Raw genomic sequence first — 17,601 nt, 5'->3', positions numbered from 1 at the left:
CGAGGATCAGGTGGAGTCGCGGATGACGAGCTGTACCGGCATGCGGTGCACGCCCGGAGTGGCACGGCCGTCGATGGCCGCGAACAGATGCTGGGCCGCCGTGCGGCCGAGCACCTCCAGGTTGGGGTCGATGGTGGTCAGCGGGGGGCGGCTCTCGGCGGCCAGCACCTCCCAGTTGTCGTAGCCGACGACGGCGATGTCCTCGGGGATGCGCCGCCCGCGTTCCCTGGCGGCCTCCACGAAACCGGCCGCGATCTGGTCGCTGCCGCAGAACACCGCGTCGATCTCGGGGTCGGCGTGCAGCACCATCGCGGCGGCCTGGCGGCCCCAGCGCTGCGACCACTGGCCCCAGAACACCGGGCCGGGTTCCAGGCCCGCGTCGGCGAGCGCGGCGGCGGCGCCTTCGGCGCGTTCCCGCGCCGCCTGGTAGGTGGCCAGGCCGGTGACGTGCGCGATCCGGCGGCGGCCGAGGGTGACCAGGTGCTTGATGGCCGTGCGGGACCCTTCGAGGTCGTCCGGCACGAAGGACACGTCGTCCGGATCGTCGGAGGGGCCGTAGGCGTACACGACCGGAACGCCCAGGTCACGGCTGATGGAGGGGCGCGAGTCGGTGCTCTCGCCCACGACGATGATCCCGTCGACCCGGCGGGCCAGCAGGGTGCGGATGTAGTGCTGCTCCCGGATCGAGTCGCCGCGCGCGTCGCACAGCAGGACGGCCATCTCGCCGGCGCCGAAGGCGTCCTCCGCGCCGAGCATCACCGGGATGCCGAAGCGGCCGACGCTGTCGCTGGTGAGCAGGCCGACGGTCCGGGTGGGGCCGCCCAGCAGGCTCCGGGCGGCCGGATTGGGCTTGAACGACAGTTGCTCTGCCGCCTCCAGCACCCGCTGCCGAGTCTCGGCGCGGACCTGGTCTTTGCCGTTGAGCGCCTTCGACGCAGTGGCGACCGACACCCCGGCCAGGTGGGCCACATCGCTGATCGTGGCGATACGTTGCATCGAAAGCCTTTTCCGTAGTGGTCGTATACCCGCAGAAGGTAGCTGCGCATTTGTGACAGAGCAAGGGCTTCACACGTCCCCGATCGGGGCGTATGTTGCGGCTACATTTCCGAAAACCTTTTCAGTTTTTCGGTCGAGAGGAACCCCCCATGCTCAGAAGACTCCCCGCGCTCGCCGCGGCGGCGCTCCTCGCGACATCCATGGCCGCATGTGGTTCTGCCGCCCAGGAACCCAGCGCCGCCGGTCCGACCACGATCACGATGTGGACCCGGGCGGCCACCCAGGCGCAGAGTGAGCGCCTGGTGGAGGCGTACAACAAGTCTCACACGAACCAGGTCAAACTGACCGTCATTCCGACGGACAACTACCAGCCGCGCATCGCCGCCGCGGCCGGGGCCAAGCAGCTTCCCGACGTGTTCGCGGCCGACGTCATCTTCGTGCCGAACTACACCTCGCAGGGCCTGTTCGCCGACATCTCCGACCGCGTCGCGGCACTGCCGTTCAAGGACGCGCTGGCCCCCTCGCACATGAAGCTCGGCACCTACGAAGGCCGCCAGTACACCCTTCCGCACACCCTCGACCTGTCGGTCTGGTTCTGGAACAAGGACCTGTACGAGAAGGCCGGGCTCGACCCCGAGAAGGGCCCGGCCACCCTGAAGGAGTTCGCCGAGCAGGCCACGACCGTCCAGGAGAAGCTGGGCGCCGACGGCAAGGTGCACGGCACGTTCTTCGGCGGCAACTGCGGCGGCTGCTACGTCTTCACCTTCTGGCCCTCGGTCTGGGCGGCCGGCGGCACGGTCATGAACGCCGAGGGCACCGAGTCGACCGTGGCCGCCTCCCCCATGACCGACGTGTTCTCCATCTACCGGGGCCTGTACGACAACGGCGTCACCGGCCCGACCACGAAGGAGGAGCAGGGCCCGACCTGGACCGGCTTCTTCCCGAAGGGCGAGATCGGCGTCATGCCGATGCCGTCCACCACGCTCGGCTCGATGCCGGCCGACATGAAGATCGGCGTCGCCCCCATCGCGGGCCCCGACGGCGGCGAGTCGACGTTCGTCGGCGGCGACTCCGTCGGCATCTCCTCGACCTCGCAGAACGTCGACGCGGCCTGGGAGTTCCTGGCCTGGACGGTCTCCGACGAGGCCCAGGTCGAGATCATGGCCAAGAACAAGGACGTGGTCGCCCGCACCGACCTGGCCGACAACAAGTACTCGGCCGAGGACCCGCGCGTCGTGCTGATCAACTCCCTCGTGGGCAAGGGCCAGACGCCCTACGCGCTCAAGTTCGGCGAGACGTTCAACGACCCGCAGGGGCCGTGGCTGCGGTTCGCCCGTGAGGCGCTGTTCGGGGACGCCTCGAAGCTGCCCGAGCTCAACGAGACCCTCAACCAGTCGCTCACGCAGTGAACGACGTCGTGACCAGCCCCACCCGGCTCCGGCGCGGTCGCGCGCTGGCCGGGTGGGCGTACGCCGCTCCCGCGGCGGTCATCGTGGCGGTGCTGTTCCTCGCACCACTGGTGCTCGTCGTGATCATGTCGCTGCACAAGTGGCCGCTGCTGGGCCCGGCCAGGCCCAACTTCCCGGCCAACTACACGAAGATCCCCGACGACCCGCTGTTCCTCGACTCGGTGCTGTTCACCCTGAAGTACACGGTGATCATCACGATCCTGCTCTCGGCCGTGGCGCTCGGACTGGCGCTGCTGGTGCAGGATCGGCGGCGGGGGGTCGGCTTCTTCCGTACCGCGTTCTTCCTGCCCGGAGCGGTCGGGTTCGCCGCGGCGGCGCTGCTGTTCTACGGCCTGCTGAACAACGACTTCGGCCCGTTCGGGTTCCTCGGCGTGAACTGGATCGGCTCCCCGAACATGGCGCTGACCTCGACGATCCTGCTGGTCCTGTGGAGGTTCGCCGGGTTCGACATGCTGATCCTGCTGACCGGTCTGCAGGCCATCCCGATCGAGGTGTACGAAGCCGCGCGCGCCGACGGAGCCAACCGGTGGCAGATCTTCACCCGGATCACCCTGCCGCTGCTGCGGCCGACGCTCGCGCTGATGCTGATCCTGTCGATCACGGGGTCGCTGCTGGCGTTCGACCAGTTCTTCATCTTCACCAACGGCGGCCCCGACAACAGCACCGTGTCGATGGTGATGGTCGTCTACCGCAACGCCTTCTTCCGCTTCGACCTGGGCGGCGCGGCGGCGCTGTCGGTGGTGCTGCTGGTCGTGCTGGTCGCCCTGAACGCCGTCCAGATGCGGATTCTGAGGGGGGCGACGACCCGGTGAAGTACTACTCGCCGAGACTGGCCCTGGCGGTCATCTTCCTGTTCCCGCTGATCTGGAGCGGCTGGGCCTCGGTGCAGGGGCCCGACGGGTTCACGCTGGCCAACTACCGGAGCATCACCGGCTTCGGCGAGGGCCTGGCGACCTATGTCGGCAACAGCCTGGCGCTCTCGGGCATGACCGTCGTCGGCACCCTTGTGGTGGCCACGCTGGGAGGCTACGCGTTCGCGCGGTTCCACTTCCCCGGGAAGAACCTGCTGTTCCTGGCCGCGCTGGCGATCCTCATGGTCCCTTACGCGACCATCCTGATCCCGCTCTACGTGCTGCTCGACTACGTCGGCCTGCAGAACTCGCTGCTCGGGGTGAGCCTGGTGTTCGTCATGTTCCAGCTGCCGTTCGCGCTGTACATGATGCGCAACTCGTTCGAGGCGATCCCGCGCGAGATCGAGGAGTCGGCGCTCGTCGACGGCGCGGGGTCGTTCAGGGTGCTGCTGTCGGTGCTGCTGCCCGCCGTCCGGCCGGGCCTGGTGACCGTCGGGCTGTTCGCGTTCCTGGCGTCGTGGAACGACTTCTTCGCGCCGTTGATCCTGCTCAGCGACGGGGCGAGCTTCCCGCTGCCGGTGGCCGTGGTGAGCATGACGCAGCGCACCTTCGGCGCGATCGACTACGGCGTGCTCCAGGCGGGCGTCATGGTCATGGCCGTTCCGTGCCTGGTTCTGTTCCTCGTTCTCCAGCGCTACTACGTGCGCGGATTCATGTCTGGAGCTCTGCGTGGATAGTCCTGTCGTTCCGTCGGGCGGCGTGCTGACGCCTCTGGGGGTCTCTTCGGTACGTCTGAATCCCGGCTTCTGGGCTTCGCTGCCCACCGAGACGATCATCGACCACTGCCACGAATGGATCGGCCGGGTCGGCTGGGCGGCCAATTTCACCGGCGCCCCCCGCCGGGGCCGGGAGTTCAGCGACTCCGAGGTCTACAAGCTGATGGAGGCGATGGCCTGGACCCACGACCCCCGCCTCGACGAACTGACCTCCGTGATCGCCGGCGCCCAGGAGCCCGACGGCTACCTGAACACCAAGTGGGGCCACGCCCGCTACAGCGACCTGGAGTGGGGCCACGAGCTCTACTGCTACGGCCATCTGATCCAGGCGGGGGTGGCGCAGGCGCGGGCGTCCGGCGGCGGGGAGCTGTTCGAGCTGGTGAAGCGGGCCGCCGACCACGTCTGCCACATGTTCATGAACGGCCGGGGCGTCTGCGGGCACCCCGAGATCGAGATGGCCCTGATCGAGCTCTACCGGGTCACCCGGGCCGAGCGCTATCTCGAGATGGCCCGCCGGTTCATCGACCGCCGGGGCACCCCGGCGCTGGCCGACATCGAACTGGGCCGGGCCTACTTCCAGGACGACGTACCGGTCAGGAAGGCCGAGGTCTTCCGGGGCCACGTGGTCAGAGCGCTCTATTTGGCCTGCGCGGTGGTCGACCTGGCCGTCGAGACCAACGACCGCGACCTGCTCGACCTGGTCGAACGCCAGTGGGAGCGGACCGTCGCCCGCCGCACCCACCTCACCGGCGGCATGGGCTCCCGGCACAACGGCGAGTCGTTCGGCGAGGACTGGGAGCTGCCGCCCGACCGGGCCTACAACGAGACGTGCGCCGGGGTGGCGTCGTTCATGCTGTCGCACCGCCTGCTGCTGGCCACCGGCAACCGCCGCTACGCCGACCTGGCCGAACGCACCTTCTACAACGTCGTCGCCGCCGGGCCCGCGCTCGACGGCCGGTCGTTCTTCTACACCAACCCGCTGCAGGTCAGAGTCGCCGGAGAGGTCACATCGGGAGTCAGCCCGCGCGCCGACGGCGGACTGCGTGCCTCCTGGCGATCGGTGTCCTGCTGCCCCACCAACCTGGCGCGCACCTTCGCCGCCCTGCCCGCCTACGTCGCGACCGGCACCGACGCCGGGCTGCAGATCCACCACCTGACGGCGGCCCGCGTCGAGCACGACGGCTTCGCGGTGGAGGTGGACACCGAGATGCCGTGGCAAGGCGCCGCGACCCTGCGCGTGCTCCGGGCCCCCGACCGGCTGCGGGTGCTGTCGTTGCGGCTCCCGACGTGGGCGGGCGGCGGCACGGCCGAGTGGTCGCGCGTCTGGACGCCGGGCGAGGAGGTCTCGGTCGACCTGCGGATGACGCCGCGCTGGGTCGAACCCGACCCCCGGATCGACGCGCTGCGCGGCTGCGTCGCGGTCGAACGCGGCCCGCTCGTCTACTGCGCCGAGTCCCCCGCCGACCAGCCGCCGCTGACGCGGATCACGGTCGACACCTCGCGCGCCCCCGAGGTCGTCGACGAGGAGATCGAGGTCTCGGCCTGTGTGGACTCGGCCGAAGACCGGCCGTGGCCGTACGGCCCGCCCGCGCGGACCGAGACCGAGCCGATCAGGCTGCGGCTGCGCCCCTACCACCAGTGGGGCAACCACGGTCCCGCCACGATGCGGGTGTGGCTGCCCCAGGGGTGAGACGGGGTCAGGCGACGGCGGCCGGGCTCTTCTTCCCGAGGTCGGCCGTCGGCACCTGGTGGGTCTCCTTCGCGGTCAGCACGGAGATCGCGCTGACCGCGCAGAGGACGGCGGTGAAGATGCCCACGCCGACCCAGCCCTGCAGGCCGAGCCAGCCGTCGTCGGTCATGATCCCGGCCGCCGACGCGACCGCGAAGCCGGCCACCGCGAACCCGATCTGGGTGCCGATCGCCATGCCGGACAGCCGGACGCGGGTGGTGAACATCTCGCCGTAGAGGGCGGGCCAGATGCCGTTGGACGCCGAGTAGACGACGCCGAAGCAGAGGCAGCCGACCAGGAAGATGAGGACGTAGTTGCCCGAGTTGATCGCGACCAGGTAGGCGAAGATCATGATCGGGCTGCCGATCGCGCCGACCAGGAAGACGGGCCGGCGGCCGATGCGGTCGGACAGCCGGGCCCACAGCGGGATCGCGCCGAGCGCGACCACGTTGGCCGCCACGCCGACCCAGAGCATGACCGCGCGGTCGAGGCCGATCGCGTCGCTGGTCGCGTAGTTGAGCGCCCACACCGTGAAGATGGTGCTGACCGTCGCGATCAGGGCGGCGCCGACGACGCGCAGCACGTCGGTCCAGTGGGTGCGGAACAGTTCGGCCAGCGGCATGCGCGGCACCGAGCCGTCGTCGACCTGCGCCTGGAAGGCCGGGGTCTCGTCGAGGTGGCGGCGGATGAAGTAGCCGACGACCGCCACGACGACGCTGAACCAGAACGGCACCCGCCAGCCCCACGACAGCAGTTGCTCCTCGGGCAACGCCGCGACCGGGATGAAGACGAGCGTGGCGAGGATCTGGCCGAACTGGGTGCCGTTCAGGGTGAAGCTGGTGAAGTAGCCGCGCCGGTTCTCCGGAGCGTGTTCCAGCGTCATCGAGTTCGCGCTGGCCTGCTCGCCCGCCGCCGACAGCCCCTGGAGGATGCGCAGCACGACCAGCAGCACGGGCGCGAGGCCGCCGATCTGCTCCCTGGTCGGCAGGCAGCCGATCAGGAACGTCGCCACCCCCATCAGGACCAGCGTGAAGACCATGATCCGGCGGCGGCCGAACCGGTCGCCGATGTGGCCGAGGATGAGCGCGCCCACGGGCCGGGCGGCGTAGGCGACGCCGAAGGACGCGAGCGACTGAAGCGTCGCGGTCGCGGGGTCGGAGTCGTCGAAGAAGACCTTGGAGAAGATCAGCGCGGCGGCGCTGCCGTAGATGAAGAAGTCGTAGTACTCCAGGGCGCTGCCGATCCAGGCGGCGACGGCGGCGCGGCGGGGGGTGGCCTGGGTCATGAAGCTTGTCCTAACTGGATAGTTCATAACGTGTGGCCGCAATGCTGCGTTCGCACCATCGGCGTGTCAAGATGATGGAATCAAATAACTCACTAGTTCGTACATTATCTGTGAGGGCCCATGCGGAAGTCGATCGCGACCGTCTCCGTGAGCGGAACGCTGCCGGAGAAGCTGACGGCCATCGCGGCGGCCGGGTTCGACGGGTTCGAGCTGTTCGAGAACGACCTCGTGGCCTGCCCGCTCTCCCCTGAGGACATCCGCCGCATGGCCGCCGACCTGGGTCTGCGCGTCGAGCTCTACCAGCCGTTCCGCGACTTCGAGGCGGTGCCCGCCGACCGGCTCGCCGCCAACCTGCGGCGGGCCGAGCACAAGTTCCGGCTGATGAACCGGCTCGGCGCCGACCTGCTGCTGGTCTGCTCGAACGTGTCGCCGCAGGCGATCGACGACGACGCCCTGGCGGCCGAGCAGCTGCGCGTGCTGGCCGAGCGGGCCGCCGAACACGGCATCCGGATCGCCTACGAGGCGCTGGCCTGGGGCCGTCACGTCGACGACTACCTGCGGTCGTGGCGGATCGTCCGGATGGCCGGACATCCGGCGCTCGGGGTGTGCCTCGACAGCTTCCACATCCTGTCGAAGGGCACCGATCCGGGCGGCATCGAGGCCATCCCCGGCGAGAAGATCTTCTTCCTCCAGCTCGCGGACGCGCCCCGGCTGACCATGGACACCCTCCAGTGGTCGCGGCACTACCGCTGCTTCCCCGGACAGGGCGACTTCGACCTGGCGGGGTTCACGCAGCACGTACGGAACGCCGGATATCGCGGGCCCCTCTCGCTGGAGGTGTTCAACGACGTCTTCCGGCGCTCCGATCCGGTGCGGACGGCCGCCGACGCCATGCTCTCGCTGCGCTTCCTGGAGGACGGCACCGCGCCCGAGCTGACCGATTTCGCCTATGTCGAACTCGCCACCGGTCCCGACGGCGACCGGCTGCGCCGCCTGGTCGAGGTGCTCGGCTTCGACCGGGCCCGGCTCGTCGAGGGCGGCGACGCGGCGGAACTGCGCGCGGTCGGCATCGCCACGCCCGATCCCTTGGCGGCCGACGCGCACGTGGCGGCCCTGTCGGCCCCGGCCCACGTTCCCGACGGAACCCGCGTCGTCTTCTGCCCGGCCGGACCGGGCGACTCCACCATCGACCACGTGGCGCTGACCGCCCCCTTCGCCGAGGCGTCGCTGTGGTGCCGGTGCGTGCTGGGGCTGCGTCCGCACGAGAGCCTGGAGCTGCCCGATCCCTACGGGCTGGTGCGCAGCCGGGCCATGACCGGCGCCGGCGGCAGGGTGATGGTGGCGCTCAACATGGCCGACACGCCCTCCAGCGTCCCGTGGCAGCACGTCGCCGTCGCCTGCGACGACGTGGTCGACATGGCCCGGCGGCTCACGGCGGCCGGCGAGCCGCCGCTGCGCATCCCCGGCAACTACTACGACGACCTCGACGCCCGCTTCCCAGGAGCCCCCGACCTGCGCGGCACCGGCGTCCTGTACGACCGCGCGGACGACGGCGAGTTCCTGCACCTCTACACGGCCACGATCGGGCGGGTCTTCTTCGAGGTGGTGCAGCGCATCGGCGGATATTCCGGCTATGGAGCGGCGAACACACCTGTCAGGCTGGCGGCGCAGCACGGCCATAAAATGAGGCCCGAGTAGATCCCGCCCACCTCATGGAGCCGAATGTCCATCCCCGGGGACCGCCAGCGCGACGCCGACCGCACGCGCGCCGAGATCCTCGACGTGGCGATGGCCGAGTTCGCCCGCAGCGGCTACGCCGGCGCGCGGGTCGACGAGATCGCCGACCTGACCAGCACCACCAAACGGATGATCTACTACTACTTCGGCGGCAAGGAGCAGCTCTACATCGCCGCGCTGGAGAAGGCCTACGCCGAGGTCAGGGCGGTCGAGAAGACGGTCGACGTCGACCACCTCGATCCGGTCGAGGCGATCCGCACCCTCGCCCAGCTCACCTTCGACCACCACGACGCCCACCGCGACTTCATCGCGCTGGTGGCGATCGAGAACGTCCACCGGGCCGAGCACATCCGCAAGTCCGAGGCGCTGGCCAACCTGGGCGCCCCGGTGCTCGACCTGATCTCGCGCATCCTCGCGGCGGGCCATGCGAGCGGCGACTTCACCACCGAGGCCGACGCGATCGACGTCCACATGATGATCAGCTCGTTCTGCTTCTTCCGGGTCGCCAACCAGCACACCTTCGGCGCCCTCTTCGGGCGCGACATGACCGCCCCGGAACACCGCGAACGGCTGCGGACCATGGTCGGCGAAATGGTCGTGGCCTATCTCAAGGGTGCTGGTGTATAAGTAACTCACTAGTTCGTACATAGGAGGACCGTGATGACGTCCTACCTGATCGGGCTGATCGGCGCAGGCATCGGCCCCTCCCTCAGCCCCGCCCTCCACGAACGCGAAGCCGACCACCACGGCCTCCGCTACCTCTACCGCCGCATCGAGTTCACCGAGCCCATCGGCGACCTGATCCGGGCCGCCCGACTCTCCCTGTACGACGGCCTCAACGTCACCCACCCCGTCAAGCAGACCGTGATCGACCACCTCGACGCCCTGTCACCCGACGCGGCCAGACTCGGCGCGGTGAACACCGTGGTCCTCCGCGACGGCCGGGCGACCGGCCATAACACCGACTGGACGGGCTTCGCCGAGTCGTTCCGGCGCGGCCTGCCCGGCGCGGCCACCCGGCACGTGGTCCAGCTGGGCGCGGGCGGCGCGGGCGCGGCCGTCGCGCACGCCCTGCTGACGCTGGGGGCCGAGCGGGTGACCGTGGTCGACGTCGACCCCACCCGATCGACGGAACTGGCCGCCCGCCTCAACCCGCCGGACCTCGCCGGCCACCGGTTGCGCGCGGCCGCCCCCGCCGACCTGCCCGCCCTCCTGGCCGACGCCGACGGCCTGGTCAACGTCACCCCGATCGGAATGGCCGCCCACCCCGGCACGCCCCTCGACCCGGGCCTGCTGCACGCCGGCCTGTGGGTGGCCGACGTGGTCTACCGGCCGCTGGAGACCGACCTGCTCAAGCACGCCCGGCGGCTCGGCTGCCGCACCCTCGACGGGAGCGGAATGGTCGTCTTTCAGGCGGCCGGGTCGTTCCGGCTGTTCACGGGGGTGGAACCGGACGTGGACCGGATGTTCGCCCACCTCACCGAACTGATCTGAGCACCCCCGGTCACCAGGCGGCGGTCTCCATGGTGGCGGCGTCCCACGGGAGGTCGCGCCACTCGCCGCCGGTCAGCGGCCCGGTGACGAGGCGGGCTCCGCCGTGCCGCGTCGGGTTTCCCCCGACGACGATCAGCAGGCGGTCACCCCGGACGGAGAGCTGCGTGATCCTGAACGGAGTCCTGACCCGGTCGAGGAGCCTGCCGTCGGTCGTCGAGTAGTGCTCGATGACTCCGTCGGGGAGGGCGACGAGAATCCGGCCGCCGGTGATCACCGGGGCTGCGGTCAGATAGTCGAACGACCCAAGCAGGCGGTCGGAGTCGTGGAACTTGAGCTGTTCCGGCCCGAGGCAGTCGGACGTGTCGTCGCAGGGAGGGAAGATCGACAGGAGCAGGCGGCTCCCGTCGGGGGTCCAGGTCATCCGGTAGACGGGGGTCGACTTCGTGGCCGTCTCACGGCCTGTGCGCAGGTCGCGGAGCACGAGAGAGGGATCCTCGTAGGTGCCGGTCATGTAGGCGGCCTTGGTCCCGTCGCGGGTGATCGTCAGGCCGTGTGCGGCGCGGGCGTCGATCGGCTCCAGCGCGTAGTCGGGCGCGCGCAGGCGGAAGTAGCGGTCCTCCCGCCAGTCCGCCGACTCGGCGACCACGTGGAAGCCGTCGTCCGCGGCGACGACGCGGACGCCCCTGTCCCCGACCGGCAGCGGGATGTCGCCGGTGACGGCGTCGCCGTCGGTGTCCCGGACCGTCAGCGTCTGGTCGCGGTTCTTGACCAGGTAGACGATGTCGGACTCGGCCGAGCTTCCCGTGCTCGCCATCAGGGCCAGCACCACCACCAGACGCCTCATTCAGCCGTGATCCGTTCCTCGTCAGCCGCCATGCCCGCCACATTTCATCGGGCCGCGGATACGCTCCGCGTCAGCGGCCGGACCGGGCCGCCCGGGTTCTCCGGGCGGCCCGGCCGGCGCGGGTCAGCCGCAGACGCGGCCGTTCAGCTTGAAGCCGGTCGGATAGATGTTGGGGCCGGAGTAGTTCCCCACGTAGCCGATGTTGATGGTGGCTCCGGTGGCCACGGTCTTGTTGAAGTCGGCGTTGGTCACCGTCACCGTCTGGCCGGTCTGGGTCCAGGTGCCGTTCCAGCCGCTGCCGAGGGTCTGCCAGGTCCGCGGCCAGGTGAACGTCAGGGTCCAGCCGTCGATCGGGTCGCCCAGGTTGGTGATGTCGAGCGAGCCGACGTAGCCGTTGCCCCAGTTCGACGCGTCGGTGAAGGTCACCTTGCAGCCGCCCGGGGCGGGGTTGCCGGTGGTGAAGGTCAGCGCGACCGACGGGCGGGAGGTGCCGCCTCCCGCGTCACGGGTGATCACGTTGACGACGTAGCGCGTGTTCGGGACCAGGTTGGTGAGGTTCAGGGTGGTGCCGGGGGTCTCGCCGAGCTGGCCGCCGGCCTGGTTGTGGACCTCGTACTTGCTGATCGGCCGCGATCCGGCCGTGGCGGCGGGCCACGTGACGGTCGCGGTGGTGCCGGTGACGGCCGAGACGACCGGCTGGCCGGGGCGTCCGGGGAGGCCCGCCGGGTTCGACGCCGTCTTGACCACGAAGGTGGTCATCGACAGCGGCGCGAGGGTCGTCGACGGCGTGGTGGACAGCGCGGTCGCGCCGTTGGTGTGCAGCCAGCCGGTGGGGGCGGCGGCCGACGGGGTGAAGCCCTGGTAGCCGAGGCTGACCGTGTGGGCGGTGTCGTGGGAGGTGTTCAGCAGCATGACGGCCAGGTCGCCGTTGGGGCGGCGGGCGGCGTGCGCGACCACCGACGGGTCGCCGGTCGTCGCCTTCACGAACTGGTCGCCGGGGCGGACGAACCTGCTCATCATCTGCAGCGCGAAGTAGGGCGCGAAGGGCGTGTTGAACGCCGGTTCGCAGACCGTGCCGTCGCTGGTGCAGCCGGCGCTCGACAGCAGGCCGAAGTCGCCGTAGTCGGTGTGGCCGGCGACCTGGCTGACCGCGCCGATGCCGTTGTGGACGTTCCACCAGTCGACCGAGAACACCCCGCCCGCGAGCAGCTGGGCGTAGGAGTCGGCGGCGGCGACCGCGCCCGGCTGGGTGGTCGCGCCGTTGGCGCTGCTGCCGGTGTTGAACTCGGTCATGGCGATGCCTATGTCGGAGCGGCCGGTGTACCGGGCGACCTGCTCCTTGGCGAGCTGGAGCATGTCGGCGATGCGGTCGGTCCGGTTGGTGGCGCCCGGATACCAGTGCAGGATGACGAAGTCGATCTTCGCGGCGGCGTTGGTGAGGACGACCTGGTTCCACGGCCCGGCGTCACCGGAGGCCGTGATGGCGTCGGGCCACTCGCCCGGCGTGGTCAGCACCGCGCCGATCTTGATGGTCGGGTCGACGGCCTTCATCGCGTCGGCGTAGGCGACCACCTGGCGGGCGTACTCGGCCGGGCTCTTGTCGGCGCGGTTGTCGGCCTCCCACGGGGTGCCGTAGCGGCCGTTGCCGTAGTTCTCGTTGCCGATCTCCCAGTACTTGACGCCGTAGCCCTTGGTGACGTTGGCGTACTCGACCCAGCCCGCGGCCTCCTCGGCGGTGCCGGTGCCGTAGTTGGCGGTGATCATCGGCACCGCGCCGGTCCGCCGGGCTCCCGCCATGAACGTGTCGAAGTCGGTGTTGGGCGCGACGTAGCCGCCGGGAGCGGTGTGGGTCTCCCAGTGGTAGATGTCCGAGTAGGACCCGCCCGGGTAGCGCACGAGCTGCACCCCGGCGTCCTTGAGCAGGTCGGCCGTGTCGCCGGCGCCCAGGGTGGTGTCCCAGATGGCGTGGTTGGCGCCGATACCCGTTTCGGGCACGACGGCGAGCCCCGCCCTGGCGTTCACGGTCACCGGAACGGTCACCGGAACGGGCGCGGGCGGGTCGGCATGGGCGGCGGTGGGGGCGAGGAGCGGCGTCAGCAGCAGCACCGACGCAGCCCGCAGGAGGATTTTCGGCATCACAAACACCTGGCTCGGGAGCGGTGAACGGGAAGCCTCCTCCTGACCAGAAGGCACGATGATCGTGCGCCGGACGGCCCGCCCGCGTCAACCCCCGAAACTTTCTGTTACTCATTGACAATTTTCGACACACGTTCTCAAAATGTGCTTCGGGTAGCGCTCCCCTACCTCCAACCGCCACCTGTGTGCCACCCGGAGGTTCCGCGATGCGTCTGAAAACGATCATGCTCGCCGCGGCCGTCGCCCTGGCCGGAGCGCTCGTCTCCGTCCCGGCGAAGGCCGCCGACTGCAGCGCCGGCTACGTCGGCCTGACCTACGACGACGGTCCGGGAGGGAACACCAACACCCTGCTGAACGCGCTGCGCAACGCCGGTCTGCGGGCCACGATGTTCAACACCGGCCAGAACGCCGCCGCCAACCCCGCGCTGGTCCGCGCCCAGGTCAGCGCCGGTATGTGGGTCGCGAACCACAGCTACACTCATCCGCACCTGACCCAGATGAGCAGCTCGCAGATCCAGTCGGAACTCTCCCGCACCCAGAGCGCCATCCAGTCGGCGACCGGCACCGCCCCGCGCCTGTTCCGCCCGCCCTACGGCGAGACCAACGGAACCGTGCGCTCGATCGCGCAGCAGCTCGGCCTGACCGAGGTGCTGTGGGACGTCGACTCCCAGGACTGGAACGGCGCCAGCACCTCGGCCATCGTCCAGGCGGCCGGCCGCCTGCAGAACGGCCAGGTCATCCTCATGCACGACCAGTACGCCACCACCGTGGCCGCCGTCCCGCAGATCGCCCAGAACCTGGCGAGCCGCAACCTGTGCGCCGGCATGATCTCGCCCAGCACCGGCCGCGCGGTGGCCCCGACCGGCGGGAACCCGAGCCCGAACCCCACCCCCACGCCCACCCCGACGGGTGGCGGGGGCTCGTGCACGGCCAGCCTGTCGGCGGGCCAGTCGTGGACCGACCGCTACAACCTGAACGTCTCGGTGAGCGGTTCGAGCAACTGGACGGTGACGATGAACGTACCGTCGCCCGCGAAGATCAGCTCGACGTGGAACATCTCCGCGTCCTACCCGAACGCGCAAACCCTCACGGCCCGGCCCAACGGAAGCGGCAACAACTGGGGCGTGACAATCATGCGCAACGGCAACAGCACCTGGCCGACGGTGTCCTGCCGGGTGGGCTGAAAGTTTCGGGCTCTCGGCGCCGCCTACCAGGCGACGGGAAGCGTCGAGAGCCCGTACACGAAGTGATGGGAGCGGAACCGCGCGGCCGGTTCGGTCTCGCGCAGGCCGGGGAACCGGGCGAACAGCGCGGGGAAGGCGATGCGCATCTCCATGCGCGCCAGCGGCGCCCCGAGGCAGTGGTGGGCGCCGTAGCCGAAGGCGACGTGCGCGTGGTTCTCCCGGCCGATGTCGAGCCGGTCGGGGTCGGCGGCGAAGGCGGGGTCGCGGTTGGCGGCCGGGAGCGAGACGATCACGACCTCGCCTTCGCGGATCTTCGTGCCCGACAGCTCGACGTCGCGGGTGGCGACCTTGGTGACCCCGGCGTGCAGGATGCTGAGGTAACGCAGCAGCTCCTCGACGGCGCCGTCGACGTCGCCGGGCAGCTTCGCCAGCTGGCCGGGGTTGCGCAGCAGGGCGAGGGTGCCCAGGCCCAGCATGTTCGTGGTCGTCTCGTGCCCGGCGATCAGCAGCAGCCCGCCGATCCCGATGAGCTCGTCGATCTCCAGGTCGTGCTCCCGGATGAGCATCCCGAGCAGGTCGTCGCCGGGCGTCGCGGTGTGCCGCGCGACCAGGTCGGCCATGTAGTCGCGGGCCTCCCGCTGCGCGCTGAGCCGCTTCTCGGGCGGGCAGGCGATGTCCATCATCGTGGCGGTACGTTCCTGGAAGGCCGCCCGGTCCTGGTAGGGCACGCCCAGCAGTTCGCAGATGACCAGCGAGGGAACCGGCATGGCGAAGTCGGTGACCAGGTCGGCCGGCGACCCCTTGGCCTCCATCGCGTCGAGATGGTCGTTCACGATCTCGGTCACCCTCGGCTCCAGGCGGCGGATCCGCCGCATCGTGAACTCGGGCGTCAGCATCCGCCGCAGCCGGGTGTGCTCGGGCGGGTCCATCATGAGCATCGCGCCCGCGCGCATCTGGACCTCTTCTTCCGGCGTGGGCTCCGGCAGGTCGGGGAAGCGCAGGTTGAGGCTGAGGGCGTTGCTGAACGTCTCGGGGTCGCGCAGCACGTCGCGGACCTCGTCGTAGCGGGTGACCAGCCACGCCTCCGGTCCGCCGTAGAGCGTCGGGACCCGGGCGAGCCCGTCTTGGCGGAGCAGCCCGGTGAGGTCGGGGTGCGGGTCGAACTCCTGGCGGCGCATGTGCAGCGGCAGCATGACAACTCCTGAATGACGAACCGTGTTCATACAGCTACATTCAGTGATTATGAGCGTTGTCACCTTGATGATCGTCGGCGACTCCATCAGCCACGGCAGCAGCGGCGACTGGACCTGGCGCTACCGGCTGTTCAAGCACCTCAAGCAGCACGACGTCACCCTCGACTTCGTCGGCCCCCGGAGCGACCTCGACGCCATCGCCACCCCCGAGCCCGGCGACGGCGACGCCACCTACGCCGACCCCGACTTCGACCCCGACCACAACGCCCAGTGGGGCCGCCCCTACTGCCTGGAGATGGCCGAGATCGCCCGGAAGGTGGCCGCGCACCGGCCGCAATACCTGCTGGTCCTGCTGGGGATCAACGACCTGTTCTGGTACGGCCACTCCGCCGACCAGAACGAGGCCAACCTGCGGGCCTTCATCTCCAACGCCAGAACCGGCAACCACGACGTGAAGATCATCCTGGGCACCGTCCTCGACACCCACCGGGCCTCCGTCGACCCCGAGTTCAACGCCCGCGTGTCGGAGTTCAACCGCCGGTTGATCCTCACGGCAGGCGACATGACGACCGCGCGCTCCCCGATCGTCATCGCCGCGACCCACGCCGAGTTCGTCGCCTCGGCCCACACCTGGGACGGCACCCACCCCAACGGCCAGGGCGAACTCCGCATCGCGGCGGCCTTCGCCGACACGCTGTCGGGCCAGTTCGGCGTGGGCGCCCCCTATCCCCGGCCGTTTCCCCTGGTCGTCGAGGCGCGCAAACCCGCCCCGGCGCTCTAGGAGACCCCCACCCCCACCGGCAACCCGAGCTGACTGTAGAGCTCCAACTGGTCGTAGTAGTCGCGGTCGGTGACGATCAGATCGTCCTCGATCGTGCAGAGCGACACCCCGCGCAGCGCGATCCGCCGCCCCGTGCCGGGCAGTTCCGCTCCATCGCTGAGCAGGAACGGCCCGTCATGGGTGCCGGTGATCGTGAACTCGGTGACGGCCGGGTCGTCGGCCGTCGGCAACATCCACGCGGTCACCTTCAGATCAGAGAACGCCGCGAACCAGTGGGCGTAGTACCAGGCGACCTGCTCCCGCCCCTCATGGATCCCCGCCGGTGTGACCAGGACACCCGCGGGTGCGAAGTGCCGCATCATCCCTCCGACGTCGTGCCGGTTATAGGCCTCGATGCAGAGGTCTTTGAGCTCCCGGGCACTGGTCATCGCACACCACCCCCTTCCGCCGAAACTAACAACCGTTTCGTAGCGGTTTGAAGGCTTTTTCCCGAGTCGTTGCCTCAGCAGGTGAGCAGCATGTCCAGGAGCGCCGTCTTCTCCTCGGCCTGCAGAGTCAGCGTCCACGCGTGCTTGACGGCGATCCACGACTTCGCGTACACGCACTCGAAGTCCCGCCTCGGCGGCCTCCAGGCGGCCGGGTCCTTGTCGCCCTTGGCCTGGTTGACGTTGTCGGTCACCGCCCAGAGCTGCGGCCCGTCGAGGTCGTTGGCGAACCGGCGGCGCTGCTCGGTCGTCCAGGCCCAGGCGCCCGACCGCCAGGCCTCCTTGAGCGGGACCATGTGGTCGATGTCCACGTCGGAGTCTTTGGTCCAGATCCCGCCGTCGTAGGGGCTGTGCCACGTGCCGGAGACCGAGCGGCAGGCGGCGTCGGTGACGACGTCGAAGCCGTCGCGCCGGAGCACGGTCTCGCGGGTGTTGCAGGTCCCGGCCACGGTCGACCAGTGGGGGAACAGCACACGGTCATAAGTGGAGGCGTTCCGCTCCTCGGCGACCTCCAGCGTCTCCAGTCGGTTGAGCACCTCCGCGACGGTCGGCACCCCCGGCACCTCGGCCAGCAGCAATGCGGCCAGAACCCAGCTCATCGGTCATTCCTCACGTTTCCGCCGGGCCCCCGTGGTCCGGCG

The 17,601-nt window shown here is 69.9% G+C and carries 16 protein-coding genes; 9 read left to right on the top strand and 7 right to left on the bottom strand.

Annotation, left to right across the window (positions count from 1 at the left end; genetic code table 11):
- Nucleotides 1–6: 6 nt before the first annotated feature.
- A complete protein-coding gene (locus FDA94_RS22320) occupies nt 7–996 on the bottom strand; it encodes a LacI family DNA-binding transcriptional regulator (protein WP_137249030.1) in 990 nt (329 codons plus the stop codon).
- 149 nt (nt 997–1,145) lie between these two features.
- Between FDA94_RS22320 and FDA94_RS22315 the strand changes: the two genes are divergently transcribed.
- The 4 genes from FDA94_RS22315 to FDA94_RS22300 are packed head-to-tail and all read left to right on the top strand — an operon-like array spanning nt 1,146 to nt 5,782.
- The gene (locus tag FDA94_RS22315) at nt 1,146–2,405 is read left to right on the top strand and encodes an ABC transporter substrate-binding protein (protein ID WP_246060089.1); all 1,260 of its coding nucleotides are present in this window, start codon (nt 1,146–1,148) and stop codon (nt 2,403–2,405) included.
- Entirely contained in the window at nt 2,402–3,277 is an 876-nt protein-coding gene (locus FDA94_RS22310; RefSeq protein WP_137249029.1) for a carbohydrate ABC transporter permease, read from the top strand. Before FDA94_RS22315 ends, FDA94_RS22310 begins: the two co-directional genes overlap by 4 nt.
- The gene (locus FDA94_RS22305; RefSeq protein ID WP_137249028.1) at nt 3,274–4,053 is read left to right on the top strand and encodes a carbohydrate ABC transporter permease; all 780 of its coding nucleotides are present in this window, start codon (nt 3,274–3,276) and stop codon (nt 4,051–4,053) included. The genes FDA94_RS22310 and FDA94_RS22305 overlap by 4 nt, the downstream gene beginning before the upstream one ends.
- Complete coding sequence (locus tag FDA94_RS22300) at nt 4,046–5,782, top strand: glycoside hydrolase family 127 protein (RefSeq protein ID WP_137249027.1); 1,737 nt, start codon at nt 4,046–4,048, stop codon at nt 5,780–5,782. The genes FDA94_RS22305 and FDA94_RS22300 overlap by 8 nt, the downstream gene beginning before the upstream one ends.
- 7 nt (nt 5,783–5,789) lie before the next feature.
- On the opposite strand, the gene FDA94_RS22295 is transcribed toward FDA94_RS22300, so the two are convergent.
- Nucleotides 5,790–7,106 carry an MFS transporter gene (locus tag FDA94_RS22295; protein ID WP_137249026.1) on the bottom strand — a complete coding sequence of 439 codons (1,317 nt, stop codon included), beginning with the start codon at nt 7,104–7,106 and terminating at the stop codon, nt 5,790–5,792.
- 120 nt (nt 7,107–7,226) lie between these two features.
- On the opposite strand from FDA94_RS22295, the gene FDA94_RS41150 reads away from it, so the two are divergent.
- Genes FDA94_RS41150 through FDA94_RS22280 form a run of 3 tightly spaced genes read left to right on the top strand, consistent with a single transcriptional unit; the run spans nt 7,227 to nt 10,337 of the window.
- The gene (locus tag FDA94_RS41150; protein WP_137249025.1) at nt 7,227–8,804 is read left to right on the top strand and encodes a sugar phosphate isomerase/epimerase and 4-hydroxyphenylpyruvate domain-containing protein; all 1,578 of its coding nucleotides are present in this window, start codon (nt 7,227–7,229) and stop codon (nt 8,802–8,804) included.
- 24 nt (nt 8,805–8,828) lie between these two features.
- A complete protein-coding gene (locus FDA94_RS22285; protein WP_137249024.1) occupies nt 8,829–9,470 on the top strand; it encodes a TetR/AcrR family transcriptional regulator in 642 nt (213 codons plus the stop codon).
- A 33-nt stretch (nt 9,471–9,503) separates the two neighbouring features.
- The gene (locus tag FDA94_RS22280) at nt 9,504–10,337 is read left to right on the top strand and encodes a shikimate dehydrogenase (RefSeq protein ID WP_137249023.1); all 834 of its coding nucleotides are present in this window, start codon (nt 9,504–9,506) and stop codon (nt 10,335–10,337) included.
- 10 nt (nt 10,338–10,347) lie between these two features.
- Here FDA94_RS22280 and FDA94_RS22275 read toward each other — a convergent pair whose 3' ends face one another.
- Both FDA94_RS22275 and FDA94_RS22270 read right to left on the bottom strand, forming a co-directional pair.
- The gene (locus FDA94_RS22275) at nt 10,348–11,181 is read right to left on the bottom strand and encodes a hypothetical protein (RefSeq protein WP_137249022.1); all 834 of its coding nucleotides are present in this window, start codon (nt 11,179–11,181) and stop codon (nt 10,348–10,350) included.
- A gap of 123 nt (nt 11,182–11,304) precedes the next feature.
- Nucleotides 11,305–13,317: a cellulose binding domain-containing protein gene (locus FDA94_RS22270; RefSeq protein WP_137249021.1), complete on the bottom strand. Its 2,013-nt coding sequence runs from the start codon at nt 13,315–13,317 to the stop codon at nt 11,305–11,307.
- 206 nt (nt 13,318–13,523) lie between these two features.
- Between FDA94_RS22270 and FDA94_RS22265 the strand changes: the two genes are divergently transcribed.
- Nucleotides 13,524–14,501, top strand: coding sequence for a polysaccharide deacetylase family protein (locus FDA94_RS22265; protein ID WP_137249020.1), 978 nt, complete (start codon nt 13,524–13,526; stop codon nt 14,499–14,501).
- Nucleotides 14,502–14,524: 23 nt separating this feature from the next.
- Here the strand turns inward: FDA94_RS22265 and FDA94_RS22260 are convergent, their stop codons facing one another.
- Nucleotides 14,525–15,694, bottom strand: coding sequence for a cytochrome P450 (locus tag FDA94_RS22260; RefSeq protein WP_246060088.1), 1,170 nt, complete (start codon nt 15,692–15,694; stop codon nt 14,525–14,527).
- Nucleotides 15,695–15,743: 49 nt separating this feature from the next.
- On the opposite strand from FDA94_RS22260, the gene FDA94_RS22255 reads away from it, so the two are divergent.
- Nucleotides 15,744–16,475, top strand: coding sequence for a GDSL-type esterase/lipase family protein (locus FDA94_RS22255; protein WP_137249019.1), 732 nt, complete (start codon nt 15,744–15,746; stop codon nt 16,473–16,475).
- Here the strand turns inward: FDA94_RS22255 and FDA94_RS22250 are convergent.
- Both FDA94_RS22250 and FDA94_RS22245 read right to left on the bottom strand, forming a co-directional pair.
- Nucleotides 16,472–16,903 (bottom strand): ester cyclase, encoded by a 432-nt coding sequence (locus FDA94_RS22250; RefSeq protein ID WP_137249018.1) that lies wholly within the window; start codon nt 16,901–16,903, stop codon nt 16,472–16,474. The two genes, FDA94_RS22255 and FDA94_RS22250, sit on opposite strands and share 4 nt — an antisense overlap.
- 74 nt (nt 16,904–16,977) lie before the next feature.
- Nucleotides 16,978–17,559, bottom strand: a complete 582-nt coding sequence (locus FDA94_RS22245) for an HNH endonuclease family protein (protein WP_137249017.1) — start codon at nt 17,557–17,559, stop codon at nt 16,978–16,980.
- Nucleotides 17,560–17,601 lie beyond the last annotated feature (42 nt).

The organism is Herbidospora galbida (assembly GCF_005233835.1).
Lineage (GTDB): Bacteria > Actinomycetota > Actinomycetes > Streptosporangiales > Streptosporangiaceae > Herbidospora > Herbidospora galbida.
Note: the sequence above shows the minus strand (reverse complement) of the source record. Positions and strands in the feature narration are given on the sequence as shown.

Excerpts from the sequence above, each read along its gene's own strand:
- FDA94_RS22295 (WP_137249026.1), bottom strand. The coding sequence starts at position 7,106 with ATGACCCAGGCCACCCCCCGCCGCGCCGCCGTCGCCGCCTGGATCGGC.
- FDA94_RS22315 (WP_246060089.1), top strand. The coding sequence starts at position 1,146 with ATGCTCAGAAGACTCCCCGCGCTCGCCGCGGCGGCGCTCCTCGCGACA.
- FDA94_RS41150 (WP_137249025.1), top strand. The coding sequence starts at position 7,227 with ATGCGGAAGTCGATCGCGACCGTCTCCGTGAGCGGAACGCTGCCGGAG.
- FDA94_RS22275 (WP_137249022.1), bottom strand. The coding sequence starts at position 11,181 with ATGAGGCGTCTGGTGGTGGTGCTGGCCCTGATGGCGAGCACGGGAAGC.
- FDA94_RS22270 (WP_137249021.1), bottom strand. The coding sequence starts at position 13,317 with ATGCCGAAAATCCTCCTGCGGGCTGCGTCGGTGCTGCTGCTGACGCCG.
- FDA94_RS22245 (WP_137249017.1), bottom strand. The coding sequence starts at position 17,559 with ATGAGCTGGGTTCTGGCCGCATTGCTGCTGGCCGAGGTGCCGGGGGTG.
- FDA94_RS22285 (WP_137249024.1), top strand. The coding sequence starts at position 8,829 with ATGTCCATCCCCGGGGACCGCCAGCGCGACGCCGACCGCACGCGCGCC.
- FDA94_RS22250 (WP_137249018.1), bottom strand. The coding sequence starts at position 16,903 with ATGACCAGTGCCCGGGAGCTCAAAGACCTCTGCATCGAGGCCTATAAC.
- FDA94_RS22265 (WP_137249020.1), top strand. The coding sequence starts at position 13,524 with ATGCGTCTGAAAACGATCATGCTCGCCGCGGCCGTCGCCCTGGCCGGA.
- FDA94_RS22320 (WP_137249030.1), bottom strand. The coding sequence starts at position 996 with ATGCAACGTATCGCCACGATCAGCGATGTGGCCCACCTGGCCGGGGTG.
- FDA94_RS22260 (WP_246060088.1), bottom strand. The coding sequence starts at position 15,694 with ATGCTGCCGCTGCACATGCGCCGCCAGGAGTTCGACCCGCACCCCGAC.
- FDA94_RS22255 (WP_137249019.1), top strand. The coding sequence starts at position 15,744 with ATGAGCGTTGTCACCTTGATGATCGTCGGCGACTCCATCAGCCACGGC.
- FDA94_RS22280 (WP_137249023.1), top strand. The coding sequence starts at position 9,504 with ATGACGTCCTACCTGATCGGGCTGATCGGCGCAGGCATCGGCCCCTCC.